The sequence below is a fragment of the Actinomyces sp. HMSC075C01 genome (genome assembly GCF_001812965.1).
GTDB lineage: Bacteria > Actinomycetota > Actinomycetes > Actinomycetales > Actinomycetaceae > Actinomyces > Actinomyces acetigenes.
The window spans coordinates 80,829-100,537 of sequence record NZ_KV811040.1 but is presented as its reverse complement, the minus strand read 5'-3'; the positions used below and the strand labels follow the sequence as shown (position 1 = coordinate 100,537).

Annotated in this window: 14 protein-coding genes; 11 read left to right on the top strand and 3 right to left on the bottom strand. The window is 67.6% G+C overall.

Going from position 1 to position 19,709, the window contains the following annotated elements; all coding sequences use genetic code 11:
* The first annotated feature begins 88 nt into the window (after positions 1-88).
* The 5 genes from yajC to HMPREF2883_RS13130 all read left to right on the top strand — a co-directional run bounded on the left by yajC (position 89) and on the right by HMPREF2883_RS13130 (position 6,856).
* Positions 89-451, top strand: a complete 363-nt coding sequence (gene yajC, locus HMPREF2883_RS13150) for a preprotein translocase subunit YajC (protein ID WP_070663050.1) — start codon at positions 89-91, stop codon at positions 449-451.
* Positions 452-659: 208 nt separating this feature from the next.
* A complete protein-coding gene (secD, locus tag HMPREF2883_RS13145) occupies positions 660-2,726 on the top strand; it encodes a protein translocase subunit SecD (RefSeq protein WP_070663049.1) in 2,067 nt (688 codons plus the stop codon).
* A complete protein-coding gene (gene secF / locus HMPREF2883_RS13140) occupies positions 2,723-3,826 on the top strand; it encodes a protein translocase subunit SecF (protein ID WP_070663048.1) in 1,104 nt (367 codons plus the stop codon). The genes secD and secF overlap by 4 nt, the downstream gene beginning before the upstream one ends.
* A complete protein-coding gene (locus HMPREF2883_RS13135; protein WP_081381219.1) occupies positions 3,823-4,380 on the top strand; it encodes an adenine phosphoribosyltransferase in 558 nt (185 codons plus the stop codon). The genes secF and HMPREF2883_RS13135 overlap by 4 nt, the downstream gene beginning before the upstream one ends.
* 148 nt (positions 4,381-4,528) lie before the next feature.
* A complete protein-coding gene (locus tag HMPREF2883_RS13130) occupies positions 4,529-6,856 on the top strand; it encodes a RelA/SpoT family protein (RefSeq protein WP_070663047.1) in 2,328 nt (775 codons plus the stop codon).
* A gap of 18 nt (positions 6,857-6,874) precedes the next feature.
* On the opposite strand, the gene HMPREF2883_RS13125 is transcribed toward HMPREF2883_RS13130, so the two are convergent.
* Positions 6,875-7,471, bottom strand: coding sequence for a hypothetical protein (locus HMPREF2883_RS13125; protein ID WP_070663046.1), 597 nt, complete (start codon positions 7,469-7,471; stop codon positions 6,875-6,877).
* 168 nt (positions 7,472-7,639) lie between these two features.
* On the opposite strand from HMPREF2883_RS13125, the gene HMPREF2883_RS13120 reads away from it, so the two are divergent.
* The gene (locus HMPREF2883_RS13120; RefSeq protein ID WP_081381218.1) at positions 7,640-8,512 is read left to right on the top strand and encodes a MerR family transcriptional regulator; all 873 of its coding nucleotides are present in this window, start codon (positions 7,640-7,642) and stop codon (positions 8,510-8,512) included.
* 976 nt (positions 8,513-9,488) lie between these two features.
* Here the strand turns inward: HMPREF2883_RS13120 and HMPREF2883_RS13115 are convergent.
* The gene (locus tag HMPREF2883_RS13115; RefSeq protein ID WP_256277491.1) at positions 9,489-10,001 is read right to left on the bottom strand and encodes an EXLDI protein; all 513 of its coding nucleotides are present in this window, start codon (positions 9,999-10,001) and stop codon (positions 9,489-9,491) included.
* A gap of 153 nt (positions 10,002-10,154) precedes the next feature.
* Positions 10,155-11,834 carry a DUF349 domain-containing protein gene (locus HMPREF2883_RS13110; RefSeq protein ID WP_081384527.1) on the bottom strand — a complete coding sequence of 560 codons (1,680 nt, stop codon included), beginning with the start codon at positions 11,832-11,834 and terminating at the stop codon, positions 10,155-10,157.
* Between the two features lie 294 nt (positions 11,835-12,128).
* Here HMPREF2883_RS13110 and HMPREF2883_RS13105 point away from each other — a divergent pair, with 294 nt between their 5' ends.
* The 5 genes from HMPREF2883_RS13105 (at position 12,129) to HMPREF2883_RS13085 (ending at position 19,657) form a co-directional block, all read left to right on the top strand.
* On the top strand, positions 12,129-13,742 hold the full coding sequence (locus HMPREF2883_RS13105; RefSeq protein ID WP_070663044.1) for an ABC-F family ATP-binding cassette domain-containing protein: 1,614 nt from the start codon (positions 12,129-12,131) through the stop codon (positions 13,740-13,742).
* 79 nt (positions 13,743-13,821) lie between these two features.
* Entirely contained in the window at positions 13,822-14,637 is an 816-nt protein-coding gene (locus HMPREF2883_RS13100) for an MBL fold metallo-hydrolase (RefSeq protein ID WP_070663043.1), read from the top strand.
* 51 nt (positions 14,638-14,688) lie between these two features.
* Positions 14,689-16,134, top strand: a complete 1,446-nt coding sequence (gene hisS / locus HMPREF2883_RS13095; RefSeq protein WP_070663042.1) for a histidine--tRNA ligase — start codon at positions 14,689-14,691, stop codon at positions 16,132-16,134.
* Positions 16,131-17,927, top strand: a complete 1,797-nt coding sequence (locus HMPREF2883_RS13090) for a dynamin family protein (protein ID WP_070663041.1) — start codon at positions 16,131-16,133, stop codon at positions 17,925-17,927. Before hisS ends, HMPREF2883_RS13090 begins: the two co-directional genes overlap by 4 nt.
* On the top strand, positions 17,924-19,657 hold the full coding sequence (locus HMPREF2883_RS13085; RefSeq protein ID WP_070663040.1) for a GTPase: 1,734 nt from the start codon (positions 17,924-17,926) through the stop codon (positions 19,655-19,657). Before HMPREF2883_RS13090 ends, HMPREF2883_RS13085 begins: the two co-directional genes overlap by 4 nt.
* The last annotated feature ends 52 nt before the right edge of the window (positions 19,658-19,709 follow it).

The window sequence follows — 19,709 nt, the reverse complement described above, 5'->3', positions numbered from 1 at the left end:
CACGTGCCATAGACTCGCCACTGCCGGCCTGTGACAGTCGTAGGTCTGCATCAGCCGAGACTGCCTAGTCGAAACGGAAGAGGCCTCCATGTCGTCGTATTTCCTCTGGATCATGCTCATCGGGATGCTCCTGATGATGTGGTTCGTCAGCCGCAGGCAGCGCGCGGTGCAGGAGGAGCAGAAGCGCCGTACTGAGAAGGGCCTGGTGCCCGGCAACTGGGTTCGCACCATCGGAGGCTTCTACGGCACGGTCGTTGAGGTCGACGGCGATGTGGTCACCCTGGCCACACCGCTGGGCGACGAGACCCTGTGGAGCAAACGGGCGATCGCTGCTATCGAGGAGCCGCCCTTCGGTTCCGCCTCCGCCCATGAGGAGCCCGGTTCAGACGTCGAGCAGGCTGACGACGACAGCCGTGAGCCCGAGCAGGACGCGGCCGAGCCGCAGTCCTGACATCGCGAAACGACCGTTCTCCCACGATGTGAGCGCGGCGGCTCCCAGCGGAGCCCCGCAGACCCCACTCGTGCTTGGCGACCCGACTCGCTGAGTCCACCGGAAACGGTGCGTCTCATGGTGGTGCCCGCCTAGCATCCCAACCCCCACACTCACCTCAGCCTTCGGGCCATGCGCTCGAGCACACTCCACCCCAGGAAGGGACCACGTGTCCAGTAAGCAGCGAAAGCGCCCAGGGCGCCGCCTCCTGATGTTCATCCTCGTCCTCGTCATCGGTTTCGGTGCGCTCGTGGCGGGAAGCATGAGGCACAAGGCCTCGCTCACCCCCGGACTCGCCCTCGATCTCGAGGGTGGTACCCAGCTCATTCTGACGCCCACCACCTCCGACGGCTCGGCCATCAGCGACGAGGACGTCGAGCAGGCCATCGAGGTCATCCGCCAGCGCGTGGACGCCTCCGGCGTCTCCGAGGCGCAGATCTCCCGCCAGGGCGGACAGAACATCGTGGTCTCGCTGCCCGGCAAGCCCAGCCAGGCCACCCTGGAGCTGGTGCGGACCTCCGCCGTCATGTACTTCCGACCGGTCCTTCGCATCCTGCCGGGCAGCGCCCAGCAGGCCGCCAAGAACATCGCCAGCCAGAACCCCTCCGGTGCGGCGACCCCGGCGCCGACGGCTCAGCCCAGCCCGAGCGCCAGCAGCGAGGCTACTGAGCCGGCAGCGGACTCGGAGGGCGCCGAGGAGGAGGGCGCAGGCGAAGGCGAGCAGCCGGCCGCAACCCCGGCCCCCACCGCGCAGCCCACGGCTCAGTCGACGGCACAGCCCAGGACTCCCGAGGAGATCGCCAAGCAGCTGGCGGATGTCAACCAGGACGGCGTCATCTCCTCCGACCCGCTTCCCGCTCAGGACAAGACGAACTCGTCGGACTCCTGGATCACCGAGAAGCTCCTCTACGACGGCTACATGACCGACTGCTCCGACCCGAAGAACCTCACGGGGCAGACGCAGGACCCCAAGGTCGCCGTCATCTCCTGCTCCAAGGAGGCCGGCTCCCGGCAACACGGCGCCTACATCCTCGGCCCGGCCGAGATCACCGGGACCGAGCTCAAGAGCGCCAACTCGGGCCTGGAAACCGACTCCCGAGGGCAGGCCACCAACCAGTGGGTCGTCTCGCTGGCCTTCAACGCTGACGGCACCAAGAAGTTCGCCGAGCTGTCCAAGCGGCTGCTGGCCTACCGCGACCAGGCGAGCGCAGCCGGCGCGCAGGGCGCTCAGAACCAGCAGGCTCAGAGCAGTGGTGACAAGGCCCAGTTCGCCATCGTCCTGGACGGCCTGACCATCATGGCCTCCGGCTTCAACGAGACCGTCCACTCGCCCATCACCGACGGGCGGGTCCAGATCACCGGTGGCTTCACCCAGAACCAGGCCAACACGCTGGCCAACCAGCTCTCCTTCGGCTCGCTGCCGCTGAGCTTCACGGTGCAGTCCGAGCAGCAGATCTCCGCCACCTTGGGAACCGAGCAGCTGCGCAACGGCCTGATCGCCGGGCTCATCGGCTTCGCTCTCATCATCCTCTACCTGGCCTGGCAGTACCGTGGCCTGGCGGTGGTGGCCGTGGCCTCCCTGGTGGTGGCAGCAGCCGGCACCTACCTGGTCATCGCGACCCTGAGCGCGACCATGGGCTACCGCCTGTCCCTGGCGGGGGTCGCCGGACTCATCATCTCCATCGGCATCACAGTCGACTCCTTCATCATCTACTTCGAGCGCATCCGTGACGAGGTGCGTCAGGGACGGACCCTGAGGACTGCGATTGATGAGGGATGGAAGCACGCCAGGCGCACGATCCTCGTGTCCGACGCCGTCAACCTCGTGGCCGCGATCGTCCTGTACTTCCTGGCCGTCGGCGGGGTCCAGGGATTCGCCTTCACCCTGGGGGTGACCACGTGCGTGGACCTGGCCATCATCATCTTCTTCACCCACCCGATGATGGAGTGGATCGTCCGATTCCGTTTCTTCGGTGAGGGGCACCGCCTCTCCGGCCTTGACCCCGAGCACCTCGGGGCGACGTCCTCGACCTACGGCAGGGGGCGCGAGGCCGTCGCCGACCGCGTGGCCGGGTCGCTGGCGCGCCGAAAGGCCGAGGCCCGCAGGAACGCCGAGAGCCCGCAGCGCGCAGCTGAAGAGTCCGACGGTGAGGCCGCTGACGATGAGGCTGAGCAGCAGGAGGGCGACGCGGTCGATGTCGCGGCCGACAAGGGAAAGGACGGTGAGACGAAGTGAAGTCTCTCGCCACGCTCGGTAACGAGCTCTACTCGGCTAAGACATCCATCGCCTTCGTCGGCAAACGGAAAGTCTGGTACCTCATCGCCGTCGTCATCATCCTGGGCTCGGCCACGCTCCTGAGCACCGTGGGACTCACTCCGGGCATCGACTTCAAGGGCGGTTCGGAGATCACGGTCACCGGGCTGTCCTCCCCCTCAGAGCGTCCCGCCAACGAGGTCCTCTCCAAGAGCGACCTGGCGGCCGGCTCCTCGGTGACTACCATGGGGTCGTCGTCGGTCAGGGTGCAGACCACTCAGCTGAGCAAGCAGCGCCTCGACTCGTTGGCCGGTCAGATTGCCACCGCCTACAAGACCGACGCCTCCAACGTCTCAGCGACGACCGTGGGACCGACCTGGTCCTCCGACGTCACGAAGAAGGCGGTTCGAGGGCTGGTCCTGTTCTTCATCTTCGTCGGACTGCTCATCTGGGCGTACTTCCGCACCTGGAAGATGGCGGCTGCAGCCCTGCTCGCCCTGTGCCACGACATCATCGTCACCGTGGGCATCTACGCCCTGTCCGGATTCGAGGTCACCCCGGCCACGATCATCGGTGTACTGACGATCCTGGGGTACTCCCTCTACGACACGGTGGTGGTCTTCGACAAGATCCGGGAGAACACCGAGGGCTTTGAGTCCCAGAGTCGTTCCACCTACGCCGAGCTCGCCAACCTGGCGGTCAACCAGACCTTCATCCGCTCGATCAACACCTCCGTGGTCGGTGTGCTCCCGGTGGCCTCGCTGCTGTTCGTCGGCGCTTTCATCCTGGGTGCGGGAACGCTGCGTGACATCGCCCTGACGCTGTTCATCGGCATGATCGCCGGGACCTTGTCCTCGATCTTCCTGGCCACCCCGCTCCTGGTGGACCTGCGCTCACGTGAGAAGCGCGTCAAGGAGCAGGCCGCCAAGGTTGCCGCAGCGCGCCAGCACCGTCGTGAGGAGGCCGGTGACGACGTCGAGGAACTGGCTAAGATTGACGCGGTTCCGGCCGCCTCACCAGTCACTCCCGGCCACCACCTCGGCGTGGCGGCTCAGCCAAAAAGGAAGAAGAAGCGCAGATGACCGCTCCCGTGGCCCATTCCGATTCGGTGCCCGAGTCTCTGACCAGGCTGGTCTTGAGCCACCTGCGCGAGATTCCCGACTTCCCCGAGCCGGGGGTCCTCTTCCGGGACATCACTCCGCTCCTGGCCGATGGACAGGCCTTCGCCGGTCTCGTCGAGGGGCTGGCCGATCACTACCGGGGGCGGATCGATGCGATCGCGGGGCTTGAGTCGCGCGGCTTCATCCTGGCGGCGCCCTTGGCGGTTCGGCTCGGGGTCGGCATGATCACGGTGCGCAAGGGCGGCAAGCTGCCCGGCCCGGTCATTGGCGTGGACTACGCACTCGAGTACGGCACGGCCAGGATGGAGCTGAGGCCCGAGACCGTCACCAAGGGCGCGCGCGTCCTGGTCATCGACGACGTTCTGGCCACAGGTGGGACCGCCGCCGCCTCCATTTCCCTCATTGAGCAGGCCGGCGCCTCGGTGGAGGCCATCTGCATGCTTCTAGAGCTGTCGGACCTCGGCGGTCGCGGCCGGCTCCAGGGGCGTGAAGTCGACTCGATCGTCATCTTCTGACACGAGGATCGGGCGGCGCCTCCGCTTCGCCCTGTCCTCTGCCACTGCTGATTCCGGTGTGGTGTCGTGACCCTGAAGGACGCGACACCACACGGCCATCGCCAGCGGCCGGCACGCCTCGGTGTGCCGGCCGCTATATGATGCGTTAATGACGGAGACGAAGAACACCCCGGACACGTCAGGTGACAGTGTTGTCCCCGGCTCGCGCGTGCGCAGCCGTCTGGCGTGGTTCGGTTCCCGGGGGCACTCCACGCCAGCGGCCATCGAGCCGCTGCTGCGCGCGGTGCGCGCCAACCACCCCAAGGCCGACACGAGCCTCATCGTGCGCGCCTACGAGGTGGCGGAGAAGGCTCACTCCGGCCAGCGACGCAAGTCCGGGGAGCCCTACATCACCCACCCGGTGGCAGTGGCGACCATCCTGGCCGAGCTGGGGATGACGGCCCAGACCCTGGCGGCAGCCGTCCTGCACGATACCGTGGAGGACACCGACTACACCCTCGAGCGCCTGCGCGCCGACTTCGGTGACGAGATCAGCCTGCTCGTCGACGGCGTCACCAAGCTCGACAAGCTCCAGTACGGGGAGGCCGCCCAGGCCGAGACGGTGCGCAAGATGATCATCGCGATGTCCAAGGACATCCGGGTCCTGGTCATCAAGCTCGGCGACCGGCTTCACAACGCCCGCACCTGGAAGTACGTCTCTGCGGAGAACGCCGCCCGCAAGGCCAAGGAGACCCTGGAGATCTATGCGCCCCTGGCCCACCGCCTGGGGATGAACACGATCAAGTGGGAGCTGGAGGATCGGTCTTTCAAGGCCCTCTACCCGGGCGTGTACGAGGAGATCGAGCACATGGTGGCGGAGCGGGCCCCGGCTCGCGAGGAGTACCTGCGCCAGGTTCGCCTCCAGATCGAGGAGGACCTGAGGGTCAACAAGATCAAGGGCGCCGTGACCGGGCGGCCCAAGCACTACTACTCGATCTACCAGAAGATGATCGTGCGGGGGAAGGAGTTCGACGACATCTACGACCTGGTGGCGGTGCGGGTCATCGTCGACACCGTCCAGGACTGCTACGCGGTGCTCGGTTCCCTGCACTCGCGCTGGACCCCCATGAGCGGGCGCTTCAAGGACTACATCGCCGTCCCCAAGTTCAACCTCTACCAGTCGCTGCACACCACTGTCGTGGGGCCGGGTGGCAAGCCGGTGGAGATCCAGATCCGCACCCACGAGATGCACCGCATGGCCGAGTACGGCGTGGCGGCGCACTGGCGCTACAAGGAGGACCCCAACGCCTCGGGCCCCAGCGCCCTGGGAGGCAGACCCGGAGACTCCGACCAGGGCGACATGGGCTGGCTGCGTCAGCTCGTGGACTGGCAGAAGGAGACCCAGGACCCCACCGAGTTCCTCGACGCCCTGCGCTACGAGATGGCCGGGGACCAGGTCTACGTCTTCACCCCCCGGGGCGATGTCCTAGCCCTGCCTGCGGGAGCCACCCCGGTGGACTTCGCCTACGCCGTCCACACCGAGGTCGGCCACCGTACCGTGGGGGCGCGCGTCAACAGCCGACTGGTGCCCCTGGACACGCGCCTGGAGAACGGCGACACGGTGGAGGTCTTCACCTCCAAGGCCATTAACGCCGGTCCCTCGCGCGACTGGCTCTCCTTCGTCGCCTCCACCCGCGCGCGTAACAAGATCCGTTCGTGGTTCTCCAAGGAGCGCCGTGAGGAGGCCATCGAGGAGGGCAAGGGCGCCATTGCCCGCACCCTGCGTAAGCAGAACCTGCCCCTTCAGCGCCTCATGAGCCATGAGACCCTCATGAACGTGGCCAAGACCCTCGACAAGGTCGACATCGACGGCCTGTACGCCGCGGTGGGTGAGGGGCACGTGTCGGCCCAGCACGTCGTCGACACCCTGGTGTCCACCATGGGCGGGGAGGACGGCGCCGAGGAGACTCTCGCGGAGGGAGTCCTGCCCACTCGGGCCACGGCGCACCGGCGTCCACGAACGGCCGATGCCGGAGTCGTCGTCGCAGGAATGGATGAGGGCGACGTCTACGTCAAGCTGGCGCGCTGCTGCACCCCCATGCCGGGCGACCCCATCGTCGGCTTCATCACCAGGGGCTCGGGTGTTTCAGTACACCGGGCCGACTGCCAGAACGTCGATCAGCTCCAGCGCGAGCCCGAGCGTCTCATCACCGTCTCCTGGGCGGATCACGCCCAGTCGGCCTACCTGGTCCAGGTGGAGGTTGAGGCCCTGGACCGTGGGGGCCTTCTCGCCGATATCACCCGGGCACTGGCGGACAGCCACGTCAACCTTGTCAGTGCCAGCATCGGCACGAGCCGGGACCGGGTTGTCACCGGGCGGTTCGTCGTCGAGCTGGCTGAGGCCGGGCACCTGGACCACACGCTGGCGGCCCTGCGGCGCATCGACGGCGTCTTCGAGGCGCGCAGAAGCCTGTCCGCCGCGCGCCGCTCCAGCTGAGCAGATCCTGGGCGCCGGCTACGACGCGCCGGCCATGACCTCCTCGATGATGTGCTGCGCCCGCGGGCAGCCTCTGCTGGCAGCCCCACGGCAGTGGTTGAGCGTGAGCAGGAGACGGACTCGGCTCACTCCATGGTCGCGGGCCGCCATAATGGCTTGCACTGCCTGCACCGGCGGCCCCAGGCGGGCGATGTCGACGGCGGCTCGGGCGATCGTGGCGCAGGTGATACCACTGATCACGGTCGTGTCGCAGTGGGGCAGCCGGCCTCGTCTGGTCACCAGGTAGGGCAGTCGACTTCGACGGCCTCCGGGCAGGCTCACCTCCAGGGCGTCGGGAGCTGGCCCGCCGACGTGCACCCACAGGGCGGTACTCGCCAGAAGCACACCCCGGCAGGGCAGCGCAGCGGCAATGGCCCGCATACGTCCCTCGGCCGAGCGCAGAGTGTCGGCCGGTTGCAGGTTGCCCAGGATGTTGACCAGCAGCCGGGGGTCGAGCCCGGCGCACCTGAGTACCTGCATATCCTGGGGTGGAAGCGTGCCTAGAACGGGGGAGAGTGGGCGGGCGGACAGGTGGGCCACGGCGGCGTGACCGGGAACCGGGACGAAACGAGCCATACGCCATCGTGAACTTTTCCGGCCGTCGGCGCCACAGTGAATCGGCCGCCTGTGGATAACCTCGTGGCGACCGTGAGGAGTTGACCCTCACGCAGCGGGAGGCATCACGGTGGACGGCACGTGCCAGGACACCTGCCAGCCGGAGCGAGTACTGAGGAAGGACACAGGGTGAAGGACTCTCAACAGCGTCATGACGGAACCGGGAGACATGACACAGCGGCCGACACCGCAATGAGCGCCGTGCCCGACGACGCGGACATCGCTATGACGGTCGGTGAGGTCTCAACGCTTCTGGGCGTCAGCGTCAGGGCGCTGCATCACTGGGACGAGTCCGGTCTGGTGCATCCCTCCCGGCGCAGTGCCGCCGGCTACCGGCTCTACAGCGAGGCGGACATCATGCGCATCCAGCAGGTTCTCGTCTACCGGCAGACCGGCATGAGCCTGGCCGACATCAAGACGGTCCTCGACGAGCCGGGCACTGACGCGCTCACGCACCTGCGCCGTCAGCGCGAGCTGGTGCAAGGACAGATCTCCCACCTGCAGCACAAGCTCAGCTCCATCGACATGGTGATAGATATACAGCAGCTGGGGGCGAGGATCTCCGTGGCTGAGATGGCGGAGATCTGGGGGACCGACTGGGACCCCGTCTATGTCGAGGAGGCCCGCGCGCAGTGGGGTGATACACCGGAGTGGGCCGAGTCCTACCGGCGCAAGGCCCGGATGTCTCGCGCCGACTGGGAGCAGGCGCACGAGGAGACCGTCGCTCTGGAGACCGCGCTTGCCGAGGCGATGCGTAGCGGCGTTGAGCCGGGCAGCCCCGAGGCCAATGCCCTGGCGCGGTGGCACCGCAAGGACTTCAACCGGTGGTTCGAGGTCTCCACCTCCAAGCAGGTTATCATCGCCCGCGGCTATGTGGCGGACGAACGCTATGCCCGCTACTACGACAAGCGCGCGCCTGGTCTGGCGGCCTGGCTCAAGGACGTCATCGACGCATGCGCCAGGTCTGAGGGAGTGGACCCCGCGACCGCCACCTGGGAGTAGCAGATCGCTCGACCAGCGACACCAGGACGAGACGCGGGGTGAGTCTCTTAGTGTGGTGGTAGTTCCTGCGAGGTTCCTGGCTGAGAAGAGAGTCAGGGAGGCATCATAGGACCCGGTTTCTCGATCAAGATTCACTAGGAGGTACTCCTATGATGCCTCCTCACCAGTCTGCTGTGTCCACGCTGACCCAGGAAGTCCTGACTGATCCGGACCTGGCTATGATGACGCATCTACTGTCTGCTTCAGGTCGGTCTGCAGGACCTGAGCGACGCTGGTACCACCGCCATGATCTGCCAGGCCTGAATCGAGGGATTTCCACCCGTAAGGTCTGGTGACCTCATGCAGACGTTGGGCAATGAGTCCGGTATCCCCCAGTCCACCGTCTCAAGGTCTGAAATAATATCGACGAGGTAGTCGGTGAGTCCCTCACGAGCCTGTCCAGTGTTTTGTGTAAGGTTTAGATTGATTCGGTTGAGGTAGGCGGTGGTGAACTGGGTCAGGGTCTTGTTCCAGTCGGTGGTGACCTGTCCGTCGACGAGTTTGCTCTTGGCCTTGCGCTTGGACGGGGATAGCCTTTTCTCCTTGTCGCGTTCTCGGACTCTTTTGCCCACAGGTGTCGCAGATCACCAGTCTTCAGTGGTTTGTCCTCCGGCTTATCAGAGGAGAAGTGTCCCCGGTTCGTCGATGATCCTTACATAGCTGGTAGTTGGCAGCCTCGATGCTGCTAGTGGAGGGGTGACCTCCCATGGGATGGGGGAGAAATGACTCGTCGCCACATCGGTCGATGAGGCTAGGGAGAGGGATGAATCTCGATTCTGACGAGAGTTGTGTTACCCACTCCATTGGGTACTGAAGAGCCAGAATACTCCATTAAGCGCTGGCACCTCGTAGCAACTTCCGATTGTATATTTTTACAACATCTAGGACAGATAAAGTAGGAGCCTGGACGTACTGTTTTGGGGTTGAAGGTTGCATGTCAGATGTCCAAGACCTCGAGAGCCGGAGCGGCCAGCGCCGCCCGGGCTTGCTCTGCCATAACCGAATCCTCCTTTTGAAGGTGATCAATGTCTGGGAAGACACTCAGAGTTCTGTCCCCGGCGATCCAGAAGTTCCGACTCCATGTTTCCGGGTTGGACCAAAGGTCGTCCTGGCCAGCAGTCCAGTCCGGCAGCCTCCTCTGAACCTTTGTCGCTACAGCCAGCTGGCCCTTGGCTGTGAGGTAGACCGTGTCGATGCGGGTCCCCTCAGGATCCGGTCTCGTCAGGCGCACCAGGCGTCGACCGACGAACGTGACCCGACGATCCACGTCGCCCGTAGACAGCTTCAGTTCGATCTCCTGATAGCCCTCGGCCGAGTGGCCACGCTTCTTGACATAGTCACGGAGGGCCTCAACGATGGCAGACGAGAGACTACCGGCGATCTCCCCCGCCTCAGCGAAAAGGCTCACATCATCCTCTGAAACATAGACGTTTCGTGTTGGCATAAACATGACTATGCACATATTAGCGATCGACGTCAAGATCCCGACGAGGCTCATCAGGGATGCCAGGACGAGACGTGAGGCGGGGTCGACACCGGTGGGTGGCGTCGGCCCCGCCTCAGGTGTTCCTTCAGTCTCAGAGCTGAGCGGAAGGTGCTCGGGTCAGGCCTTGGCCGAGCGCAGCACCTGCTCGAGCCAGGCCCGGCGAGCCGTCAGCGCGGCCTCGGTCTCGGCGATCTTCTTGGCGTCACCAGTGGCCTGGGCAGCAGCCAGGTCCTTCTCCAGACCGGCGATCGCGTCCTGGAGCTGACCGGCCAGGCCTTCGGCGCGGGCCTTGGTCTCGGGGTCGGTGCGGCGCCACTCGGCGTTCTCGGCCTCACGGATCGCGTCCTCGACGGCGCGCATGCGGCCCTCAATGCGACGCACCGCGCCGCGGGGGACCCGCCCGGCCTCCTCCCAGGCGTCCTGAATGGGGCGCAGTGCCTTCTTGGCGGCCTTGATGTCCTTGATGGGCAGGAGCGCCTCGGCCTTGGCCACCAGGGCCTCCTTGACCTTGAGGTTCTCGGCGAACTCGGCGTCGACGGCCTCGTCCTTGGCGCGGCGGGCGTCGTAGAAGACCTGCTGGGCGGCCCGGAAGCGGGCCCACAGGGCGTCATCCTCCTTGCGGGAGGCGCGTCCGGCCTTCTTCCACTCGGCCAGCAGGTCACGGTACTTCGCGGAGGTGCCGGCCCAGTCGGTGGAGGTCTGCATCTCCTCGGCACGCTTGATGAGCGCCTCCTTGGCGGCCCGCACCTGCGCCTGCTTGGCGTCCAGCTCGCTGAAGAACTGGCGGCGGTGACGGTCGAAGGTGGTGCGCGCGTGGGAGAAGCGCTTCCACAGCCCGTCCTCGGTGGGACGGTCCAGGCGCGGCCCGCGCCGCTGCGCGGCCTTCCAGGACTCGAGCAGCTCACGCAGCTCGGCGCCGGAGTTCTTCCACTGCGTGCGAGCCGGGTCCTGCTCGGCGATGGCCTCAGCGCGCTCGACGATCGCCGTGCGCTCCTTGAGGGCCTGCTCCTTGGCGGCCGCGCGCTCGGCGGACACGGCCTCGCGTCGCTCGGCGGCCACGGTCTTGAGCGCGGCGAAACGGGCCCGCAGTCCCTCCAGGTCGCCAACGGCGGCCGGCTCGGTGAGGGACTCGGAGATCGAGGACAGAGTCGAGTCGATCTCTCGGACGCTGAGCTGGGGCAGACGGGTGGCGAACAGGTCGATGGTCGCCTTGAGGTCCAGGTAGCGGCGCACATAGAAGGCCATCGCCTCGGCGATCGGGGCATCGGGGAACTGGCCGACCTCGCGCTCGGCGCCGCCGTCCTGGACGTAGACCCGGCCCTCGCCGTCCACGCGCCCCCACTTGGCTGCGTCCATGGCCTCCTGCGGGTCGACGGCCGGCTCTGCAGGCACCGTGGGAGCCGCAGCCGGGGCGGGAACCTCGGCGGGAGTCGGTGTGGCGTCCTCCTGGGTGGCCTCAGCGGCCTCGGGCTGTTGAGCGTCCTTGGCAGGATGCTCGGTCGGCGCGGGATCCTCAGAAGCCGAAGAGACCGACTCGTCAGAGGCGGCCTGCGTAGGCCCCTCGGTGGGCAGGTCCGAAGGCTCGCTGAGCTCGGACTCCTTCGGGGCGGCGACGTCGGCCGTGGTGTCGGCCGCTACGTCGGCGACGGGGGAGGAGTCGGTGTCGGGCGCCGGCTCCGTGGGGGCGGGCGCTGCCGACTCGTCAAGACCGGTCGGCTGGATGGTCTGCTCAGCCTCGGGCTGGTTGTCAGACCGGTTGTCGGGCTGGATCCGCTCAGTCACGGGATGCTCCTTCATGGGTTGACGGGGAGGGAGCGGCGTGACCGCTCCGTTCCGTTCGCGCCCGGCTGTCAAGCCGGGTGGTGGTGAGGTGCCGTCGGAGGACGGCAGTGCCGAAAGTCTACGTTCCCGCCGGCAGCATTCACCATCCTTCGCCCCACTGATTTCCGTTGATTCGTTGAGCGCCGATGCCCCTCACAAGCGGGCCGGTGTCGGTTCCCCAGGCCTTGTCGACGGCTGGCGCTGTTAGCATGTGACCATGCTCGCGTGACTTGCCCCTGTGCCCCCACCGCCTCATGCCAAGGACGAGTCATGCCTGCGATCAGTTTCTCCCATGTCAGCTTCTCCTACACCTCCGCCCCCTTGCTGGAGAACATCAACCTTACGGTCTCCGACGACGAACGCGTCTGCGTCGTCGGCCCCAACGGATCGGGGAAGTCCACGCTCCTGCGCCTGGCCACCGGTGAGCTGTCCCCTGATCACGGGACTGTCAGCGTGCCCGGGCAGCATGGCCCGCCGGCGGCCGACTCGGAGGAGTCGACTGCAACGTCGATCGCGGGCTACCTCGACGCCGTCTGCGCTGAGACCCTGGACGCGCTTGATCGTTTCGAGTGCATGAGCGAGGCCATTGCCCAGGCCGGAGCTGAAGCCGGCTCCCTCGCCGAGGAGTACGACTCGTTACTGACCCGGCTTGAGTCTCTCGACGCCTGGAACCTGCCGGCTCGACGGGCTGAGGCGCTCGCTGGGCTGGGACTGGGGCGCGTGGATACAGGCCGCCTCGTCTCCTCCCTGTCGCTGGGCCAATGGGGGAGGCTGGAGATCGCGGCTCTGCTTCTTTCAGCCGGTCAGGCGCTGGTGCTCGACGAGCCCACCAACCACCTGGATGCCGGTAGCAGTAGCTACCTGAGCGAGATGATGGTGTCATGGCCCGGACCGGTCCTGTTCACCTCTCATGATCGTGCCTTCATTGACGAGGTGGCCACCGCCGTCGTCGACCTCGACACGGCGCCGTGGCAGGCACTGGCCACCGCCTCCGGGAACAGCGGCCCCATGGGTGCCTACCGGTGCGCGGGGCGATACAGCGACTACCTCGTGGACAAGGCGCACGCCAGGTCGTCCCACCGCAGTCTTCACCAGCGTCAGCAGGACCAGCGGCGCAAGCTCGTGCGTCACCGTCGCGACTCCGAGATCGTTGGGCACAGCGGGGCAGCGCCCCGGACCGAGGCCCGCATAGCCCGGAAGTTCTACGCCGACCGCGCCCAGCGGGTCTCCACCCGGCGCCAGACGCAGGACGACCGCCGGCTGGAGGCGCTCGCCAGTACCGAGGTGCGCAGGCCCCGCTCCTACGACCTGCAGCTGGGCCTGAGTGAACCGGCGCCGCGAACAGGGATGGCGGTCTCGGCCCGGTCAGCTGCCGTACCCGGGCGCCTTGCACCAGTCACGGTCGACGTCATGGCAGGCGAGCACCTGCTGGTCACCGGCGCCAATGGCAGCGGCAAGTCCACGCTTCTGACCTGGATGGGTAGGCGGTCAGCACCCACGGAGGACTCCGTCGGCAGCCTCACGGTATCCGGTTCGGTGCTCCGGATACCCCAGCACCTGCCGAAACTCGGCGACCCTGGGGTGGATGAGAACGTGTGGACCGAGGGGATCGGGGACCGCGGCCGGGGCGCACTGCACCCGCGCCTGTGGAACCGTCCCATCAGCGAGCTCTCCGACGGCAACCAGCGCCGCGTTCAACTGGCCCTTGCCGCTGCTGCTGGGCCTGAGGTGCTTGTCGTCGACGAGCCCACAAACTACCTGGACCTGGACGCCCTCGAGATGCTCGAGGCCGCTGTGAGGACATGGACGGGCACGCTCATCGTCGCCAGCCACGACCACTGGCTCATTGAGCACTGGTGGGGGCGGCGGCTTCACCTTCGGTGAGCCAGCCGGGTCCTGTGGACCTGGGCAGCGCTTTTACCGAATTGACACTGCTCCCAGGTGACCCAAGTAGGCTGGAGGCATGATCTTGGAGCGCACCATCGCACCCGTGTTCGCCGCCAACTGCTATGTCCTGGCCGCAGGCCCGGGCGAGCCCGCCCTCGTCGTCGACCCCGGAGCCGGCTCCGTGCGGGGCGCCATGGCCCTCCTACGGTCCAACCACCTGACCCTGAGCGCCATCCTGCTCACCCACGGTCACGCCGACCACGTGTGGGACAGCCAGGCGCTCATCGAGGCCGCCCACGCTGAGGGCCTGCTCACCAGTGACGACGCCGTCGACGTGCCGGTCTACATCCCTGAGCGCGACCGCTACCGGCTCGAGGAGCCCGACATCACCACCGGTATCAGCGCCAACGGCATGAGCTTCACCGACATGGCCGGCAGCGAGTGGAAGCAGCCCGCCGATATCCGTCTCTTCCCGGCAGACGGCTTCTCCCAGGCCATCGAGCTGGTCCCCGGCATCGCGCTGCGCGCGGTCCCCGCTCCGGGCCACTCGGAGGGCTCCACGCTGTTCTTCTTCGAGGCCCGCCTGGCCGACAACGCCCTGCTCTACGAGGCCGAGGTCATCGATGACGACCCCTCCGCCGCCGACGAGGAGCACACCTACCTCATGGCCCTCGACGGCGACGTCATCTTCAAGGGATCCGTGGGACGCACCGATTTGCCCGGCGGGGACCAGGTGCAGATGCTCGCCACCCTGCGCCTCCTGGCCAACGCCGTCGACCCGGCCACCATCCTGCTGCCCGGGCACGGTGCAGTGACCACCATGGAGCACGAGCACCACGGCAACCCCTACCTCGCCGAGGCAAAAATCCGTGGGGGAGACCTCAAGGCCTGATGGCGGCAGGGCCCGACGGCGACGCGCAGCCTCACTGCTCGTCATGACACAATGCGGACCATGGCACAGGTACGACAAGCTCTCTCCTCACTGTCCGGCTTCCCCGAGTGGCTCCCCGCGGGCCACATCGTCGAGCAGCACTTCGTCGACATCCTGCGCCGCACCTTCGAGCTCCACGGCTTCAGCGGCATCCAGACCCGCGCCGTCGAGCCACTGAGCGAGCTGACGAAGAAGGGGGAGACCTCCAAGGAGGTCTACCTGCTCAGCCGCCTGCAGGCCGATCCCGCCGACGCCGAGTCCGAGACGGATCCGCGCAAGCAGCTGGGGCTCCACTTCGACCTGACCGTCCCCTTCGCCCGCTACGTCGTGGACAATGCTGGGCTGCTGACCTTCCCGTTCAAGCGCTACCAGATCCAGAAGGTCTGGCGTGGGGAACGCCCCCAGGAGGGGCGCTTCCGCGAGTTCATCCAGGCCGATATCGACATCGTCGGTGACGGCACCCTGCCGCTCCACCACGACGTCGAGGTCCCCCTCATCATGCACGAGGCGCTCAGTGCCCTGCCGGTGCCCGCGGTCACCATCCACGTCTCCAACCGCAAGGTCGCCCAGGGCTTCTACCAGTCGATCGGCATCGACACGGACCGGCTCATCGAGGTCCTGCGCGTGGTCGACAAGCTCGACAAGATCGGCCCCGAGAAGGTGGCCGCCGAGCTCACCCAGAGCGTCGGCATCAGCGCGCAGCAGGCGGCGCAGGCCCTCAGGCTCGCCACCATCACCGGCACCGATGGCCAGGACGTCTCCGATGAGGTCCTGCGGGCGCTGGCCGGTGCCGAGCCCACCGAGCTCCTCAACGAGGGCCTGGCCGAGCTGACCGCCCTGCTCGAGGCCACCGGACGACGCCGCCCCGGCGCCGTCATCGCCGACCTCAAGATCGCTCGCGGGCTGGACTACTACACCGGCACGGTCTACGAGTCCTTCATGGCCGGCCACGAGGACCTCGGCTCGGTGTGCTCCGGAGGCCGCTACGACTCCCTGGCCACCAACGGCAAGCGCACCTTCCCCGGTGTGGGCATCTCCATCGGCCTGTCCCGGCTCCTGGCCCGCGTCATCGGTGAGGGCCTGGTGCAGGTCAGCCGCTCCGTGCCCACGGCGGTGCTCGTGGCCGTCACCGACGAGGCCCACCGCTGCGCCTCCGACGCCATCGCCGATGCGCTGCGCGCCCGCGGCATCAGCGCCGACGTGGCCCCCAGCGCCGCCAAGTTCGGCAAGCAGATCAAGGCCGCGGACAAACGGTCCATCCCCTTCGTGTGGTTCCCCGGCGGTGACGGAGCCCCCGACTCGGTCAAGGACATCCGCTCCGGCGAGCAGGTCGAGGCCGACGCCGCCACCTGGCGGCCGCCCACCGACGACGTCGCCCCACGGATCACCGTCAGCCCGGCCGCAGCCTGTTCCCCGGCCGGTGGCCAGGACGGCCGCGAGGGCGACTCAGCCTCATGACCCCCAGCCGGAGCGAGTCCAGCAGCACGCACCACGTCCAGCAGGCGACCATGGCGCTGTCCGCCCTCCGGGACAGCCTGACGGCCCTGTCCATGCCCTACGTCCTTCAGGGAACCGCCGCCGCCGCCGACAAGGCCACGCTCATCCGCGACCAGCTCGGCGACTACATCCTTCCCCGCCTGGCCAGCCTGGACGCCCCGCTGCTGGCCGTGGTCGGCGGCTCGACCGGGGCCGGCAAGTCGACCCTCGTGTCCTCACTCGTTCGCAGGCACGTGGCCAGGGCCTCGGCGATCCGCCCCACCACGCGTCGCCCCCTGCTGCTGCACGCACCGACCGACGCCGCCTGGTTCGACACCGACCGGGTCCTGGGCTCCCTGTCGCGCATGCGCGTGGACGCCGACGCTCCGGCGAGCCCTGCCACCGACCACACCCCCAGAGAGCTCGAGCTGCGGGCCTGCGAGGGGCTGCCCGAGGGACTGGCGATCGTGGACGCACCCGATGTCGACTCCGTGGTCGAGGACAACCGGGACCTGGCCGCGACGCTCCTGGCCGGGGCAGACCTGTGGATCTTCGTCACCACGGCGGCGCGCTACGCCGACGCCGTCCCCTGGGAGCACCTGCGGGCCGCGGCCGAGCGGCACATCACGGCCGCCATCGTCCTGGACCGCGTACCGCAGGGCGCGCAGATCGAGGTGGAGGCCGACCTGCGGCGCCGGCTCGCGGAGGCGAACTTGGCTGAGGCGCCCGTCTTCACGATTCCCGAGACCGCTCTGGACGATGACGGCTTCCTGCCTGAGTCCTACGTGTCGCCGCTGCGCCAGTGGCTGGGGGCACTGGCCTCCGATGCGGCCGCCCGCCAGGACGTCGCGCACCGCAGCCTGACCGGCGCCATCGGTTCCCTCCTGGCGCAGAGCGAGCTGCTCGCCGTCGAGCTGGCCTCCCAGGAGGCCGAGCACGCCGAGCTGCGTCGAGCAGCCACCTCCGAGCACGATGACGCTCTGGAACGCGTCATCGAGGCCACCGAGGACGGTTCCATGCTGCACGGTGAGGTGCTGGCCCGCTGGCAGGAGTTCGTGGGAACCGGGGACCTGTTCCGGTCCTTGGAGGCGCAGGTGGGGAGGGTCCGCGACCGCGTCACGTCGCTCCTGCGGGGACGTCCGGCCCCGGCCAAGCGCGTTGAGCAGGCGATCGGCTCCTCCCTGGTCGAGCTCCTGGTCGCCGAGTCCCAACGGGCCTGTCTGGCCACGGAACGCTCCTGGAGACGGGCCGGCACCTCCCAGCAGGCCCTGAACCGGGCCCTGGCTGAGGTGCCCAGTCAGACCGGGCTGGAGGTCGTCGCCGCTGCCCTCGTCCACGACTGGCAGCGTCAGGTTCTCACGCTCGTTCGAGCCGAGGGCTCTGACAAGCGGCTCACCGCCCGCCTGCTGTCCCTGGGGATCAACGGCGCCGGAGTCGTTCTCATGATCCTCGTCTTCGCCCACACCGGCGGACTGTCCGGGGGAGAGGTGGGGATCGCGGGCGGCACTGCCATCCTGGCTCAGCGCGTTCTGGAGGCCGTCTTTGGAGACCAGGCGATGCGCGGCATGACCAAGCGGGCCCGGGAGGACCTCTGCGAGCGTGCCACGGCCCTGTTCGCCAACCAGGCGAAGTGCTTCACTGATGTTCTTCCGCTGCCCACCCCCAGCGCCGACACGCTGCGAGAACAGCTTCAGGCCTGCCAGGAGGCGGCCACGTCGTTGCGCGCCCTGCCGGCGGCCCGCGGCCGTCGGACGGCCGGCAGGAGGGCCAGGTGACGACCGACGGCCCCGGCGCATTAGACCTGCCGCAGGTTCTTGAGGACCTGGACAGGGCCGTCGACCTGGGCGAGCGGCTCGGTCTGGGCGAAGAGCTCACCCAGGCCCGGGATGTCCTCACGCAGGCCTCCCACCGACGGCGTCTGGCGCCGCAGACCACCGTGGCGGCCCTTCTCGGGGCGACCGGGTCGGGCAAGTCCAGCCTCGCCAACGCCATGGCCGGCTCCGAGGTGTCCCGAACCGCCCGCACCCGTCCGACGACCACCCAGCCCCTCGCCGTCGTCCCAGACACGGCTGTCGAGGCCACTGAACTGCTGGACTGGCTCTCCATCAGCCACAGGGCGCGCGTCGACGGTGACTGGGCCCTGGGCGGGTCCACGGTGCTGGTCGATCTGCCCGACATCGACTCCGACGAACCCGCGCACCGGGTCATCGCCCAGCGCATGGCGGGCAAGGTCGATGTCCTGGTGTGGGTCCTCGATCCGGAGAAGTACGCCGATGGCGTCGTTCATCGTGATTTCCTCATTCCCATGGCGGCGCACGCCGAGGTCATGGTGGTCGCCCTCAACCAGGTGGATCGGCTCGACCCTGAGAGCCGGGACGCGGTGCTCAGCGACCTCAGGAGGATTCTGGACCGGGAAGGTCTTGGAACCGTCTCAGTGATTCCCGTCAGTGCCCGCACCGGACAGGGCGTTGAGACCCTGGCGCACGCCGTGGCTGCCGTCGCCTCCAGCAGGCTGGCCAGCGCTCGAAGTCTCGTCGCCCACGCCAGGCGCGCAGCCAGTGAGCTGGGGGAACGCACGGGGCTCATCACTCCATTAGGCCTTGGTGCGCTAACACCGGACCCGGCTGCTCGGCAGGCGCCGCAGGTACGTCAGTCCCTCGATGCGCTTCGGCTGGCGGCCGCGAGCCTCGCCGGAGTCGACGTCGTCTCGCAGGCGGTTGAAGGATCGGACCGTCACCGGGCCCATACCCGAGTCGGTTGGTTCTGGCTGCGGTGGATCGAGCACCTGCGGTGCGACCCGCTTCGAGCCCTTCACCTGGGAACCGGGCGACCACCGGCCCCGAAGTCCGCAGACGCCGAACAATCCGACGGCGCCACGGGCCCCGGCGTCATCGACCTGACCTCCCTGCCCCCCGCAGGGCCTGCGGCAACGGGCAGGCTGCGCAGCTGCGCTCACGTCTATGCCGCGGCGGCCTGTTCCGCTCTGCCCGGCGACCTGGCCGCCCAGGCCGTCCTGCGCAGTGACGAGCGTGCCGAGAGGCTTGCCGAGCCTCTGGAACTGGCTGTGGCCCAGGTGGACTACGGAACGTGGAAGCGCCCGGTCTGGTGGAGGCTCGCCAACGTGCTGCAGTGGGTGACCGCGCTGACGGCACTGATCGGCGGGCTGTGGCTGGTGGCCATTCACGTCCTGGAGGACTACCTCCTGCTCATCAGCATCGACGTTCCGCGCTGGGGGGCAGTCCCCTGGCCCACCATCCTCCTGCTCGGAGGCCTGCTGACCGGACTGGTCCTGGCAGGGCTGGGAACGTTCCTGGCCCGCCTTCAGGCCAGACGCCACAGCAGACGGATCATTGAGCGCTTGCGCCGGACCACCGACGAGGTCGTGAACGCCGAGCTCATCGAGCCGCTCAAGGCCGAGACGCACGGATGGGTGGAGCTCGCACGGACTCTGGATCGAATCATCTCGAATGACGCCATCTACTCACGATCTACTCACGTTGATTGACACCATTATGGCGTCATGTTCTCTGGACGGGCATGACTGATGGTGTCAAAAT

What these genes read in the sequence shown, in the direction of transcription:
- HMPREF2883_RS13105 (WP_070663044.1), top strand. Translation starts at nt 12,129, where the DNA reads ATGCCTGCGATCAGTTTCTCCCATGTCAGCTTCTCCTACACCTCCGCC.
- HMPREF2883_RS13115 (WP_256277491.1), bottom strand. Translation starts at nt 10,001, where the DNA reads ATGTTTATGCCAACACGAAACGTCTATGTTTCAGAGGATGATGTGAGC.
- hisS (WP_070663042.1), top strand. Translation starts at nt 14,689, where the DNA reads ATGCGGACCATGGCACAGGTACGACAAGCTCTCTCCTCACTGTCCGGC.
- HMPREF2883_RS13110 (WP_081384527.1), bottom strand. Translation starts at nt 11,834, where the DNA reads ATGAAGGAGCATCCCGTGACTGAGCGGATCCAGCCCGACAACCGGTCT.
- HMPREF2883_RS13100 (WP_070663043.1), top strand. Translation starts at nt 13,822, where the DNA reads ATGATCTTGGAGCGCACCATCGCACCCGTGTTCGCCGCCAACTGCTAT.
- HMPREF2883_RS13135 (WP_081381219.1), top strand. Translation starts at nt 3,823, where the DNA reads ATGACCGCTCCCGTGGCCCATTCCGATTCGGTGCCCGAGTCTCTGACC.
- HMPREF2883_RS13125 (WP_070663046.1), bottom strand. Translation starts at nt 7,471, where the DNA reads ATGGCTCGTTTCGTCCCGGTTCCCGGTCACGCCGCCGTGGCCCACCTG.
- HMPREF2883_RS13130 (WP_070663047.1), top strand. Translation starts at nt 4,529, where the DNA reads ATGACGGAGACGAAGAACACCCCGGACACGTCAGGTGACAGTGTTGTC.
- yajC (WP_070663050.1), top strand. Translation starts at nt 89, where the DNA reads ATGTCGTCGTATTTCCTCTGGATCATGCTCATCGGGATGCTCCTGATG.
- HMPREF2883_RS13090 (WP_070663041.1), top strand. Translation starts at nt 16,131, where the DNA reads ATGACCCCCAGCCGGAGCGAGTCCAGCAGCACGCACCACGTCCAGCAG.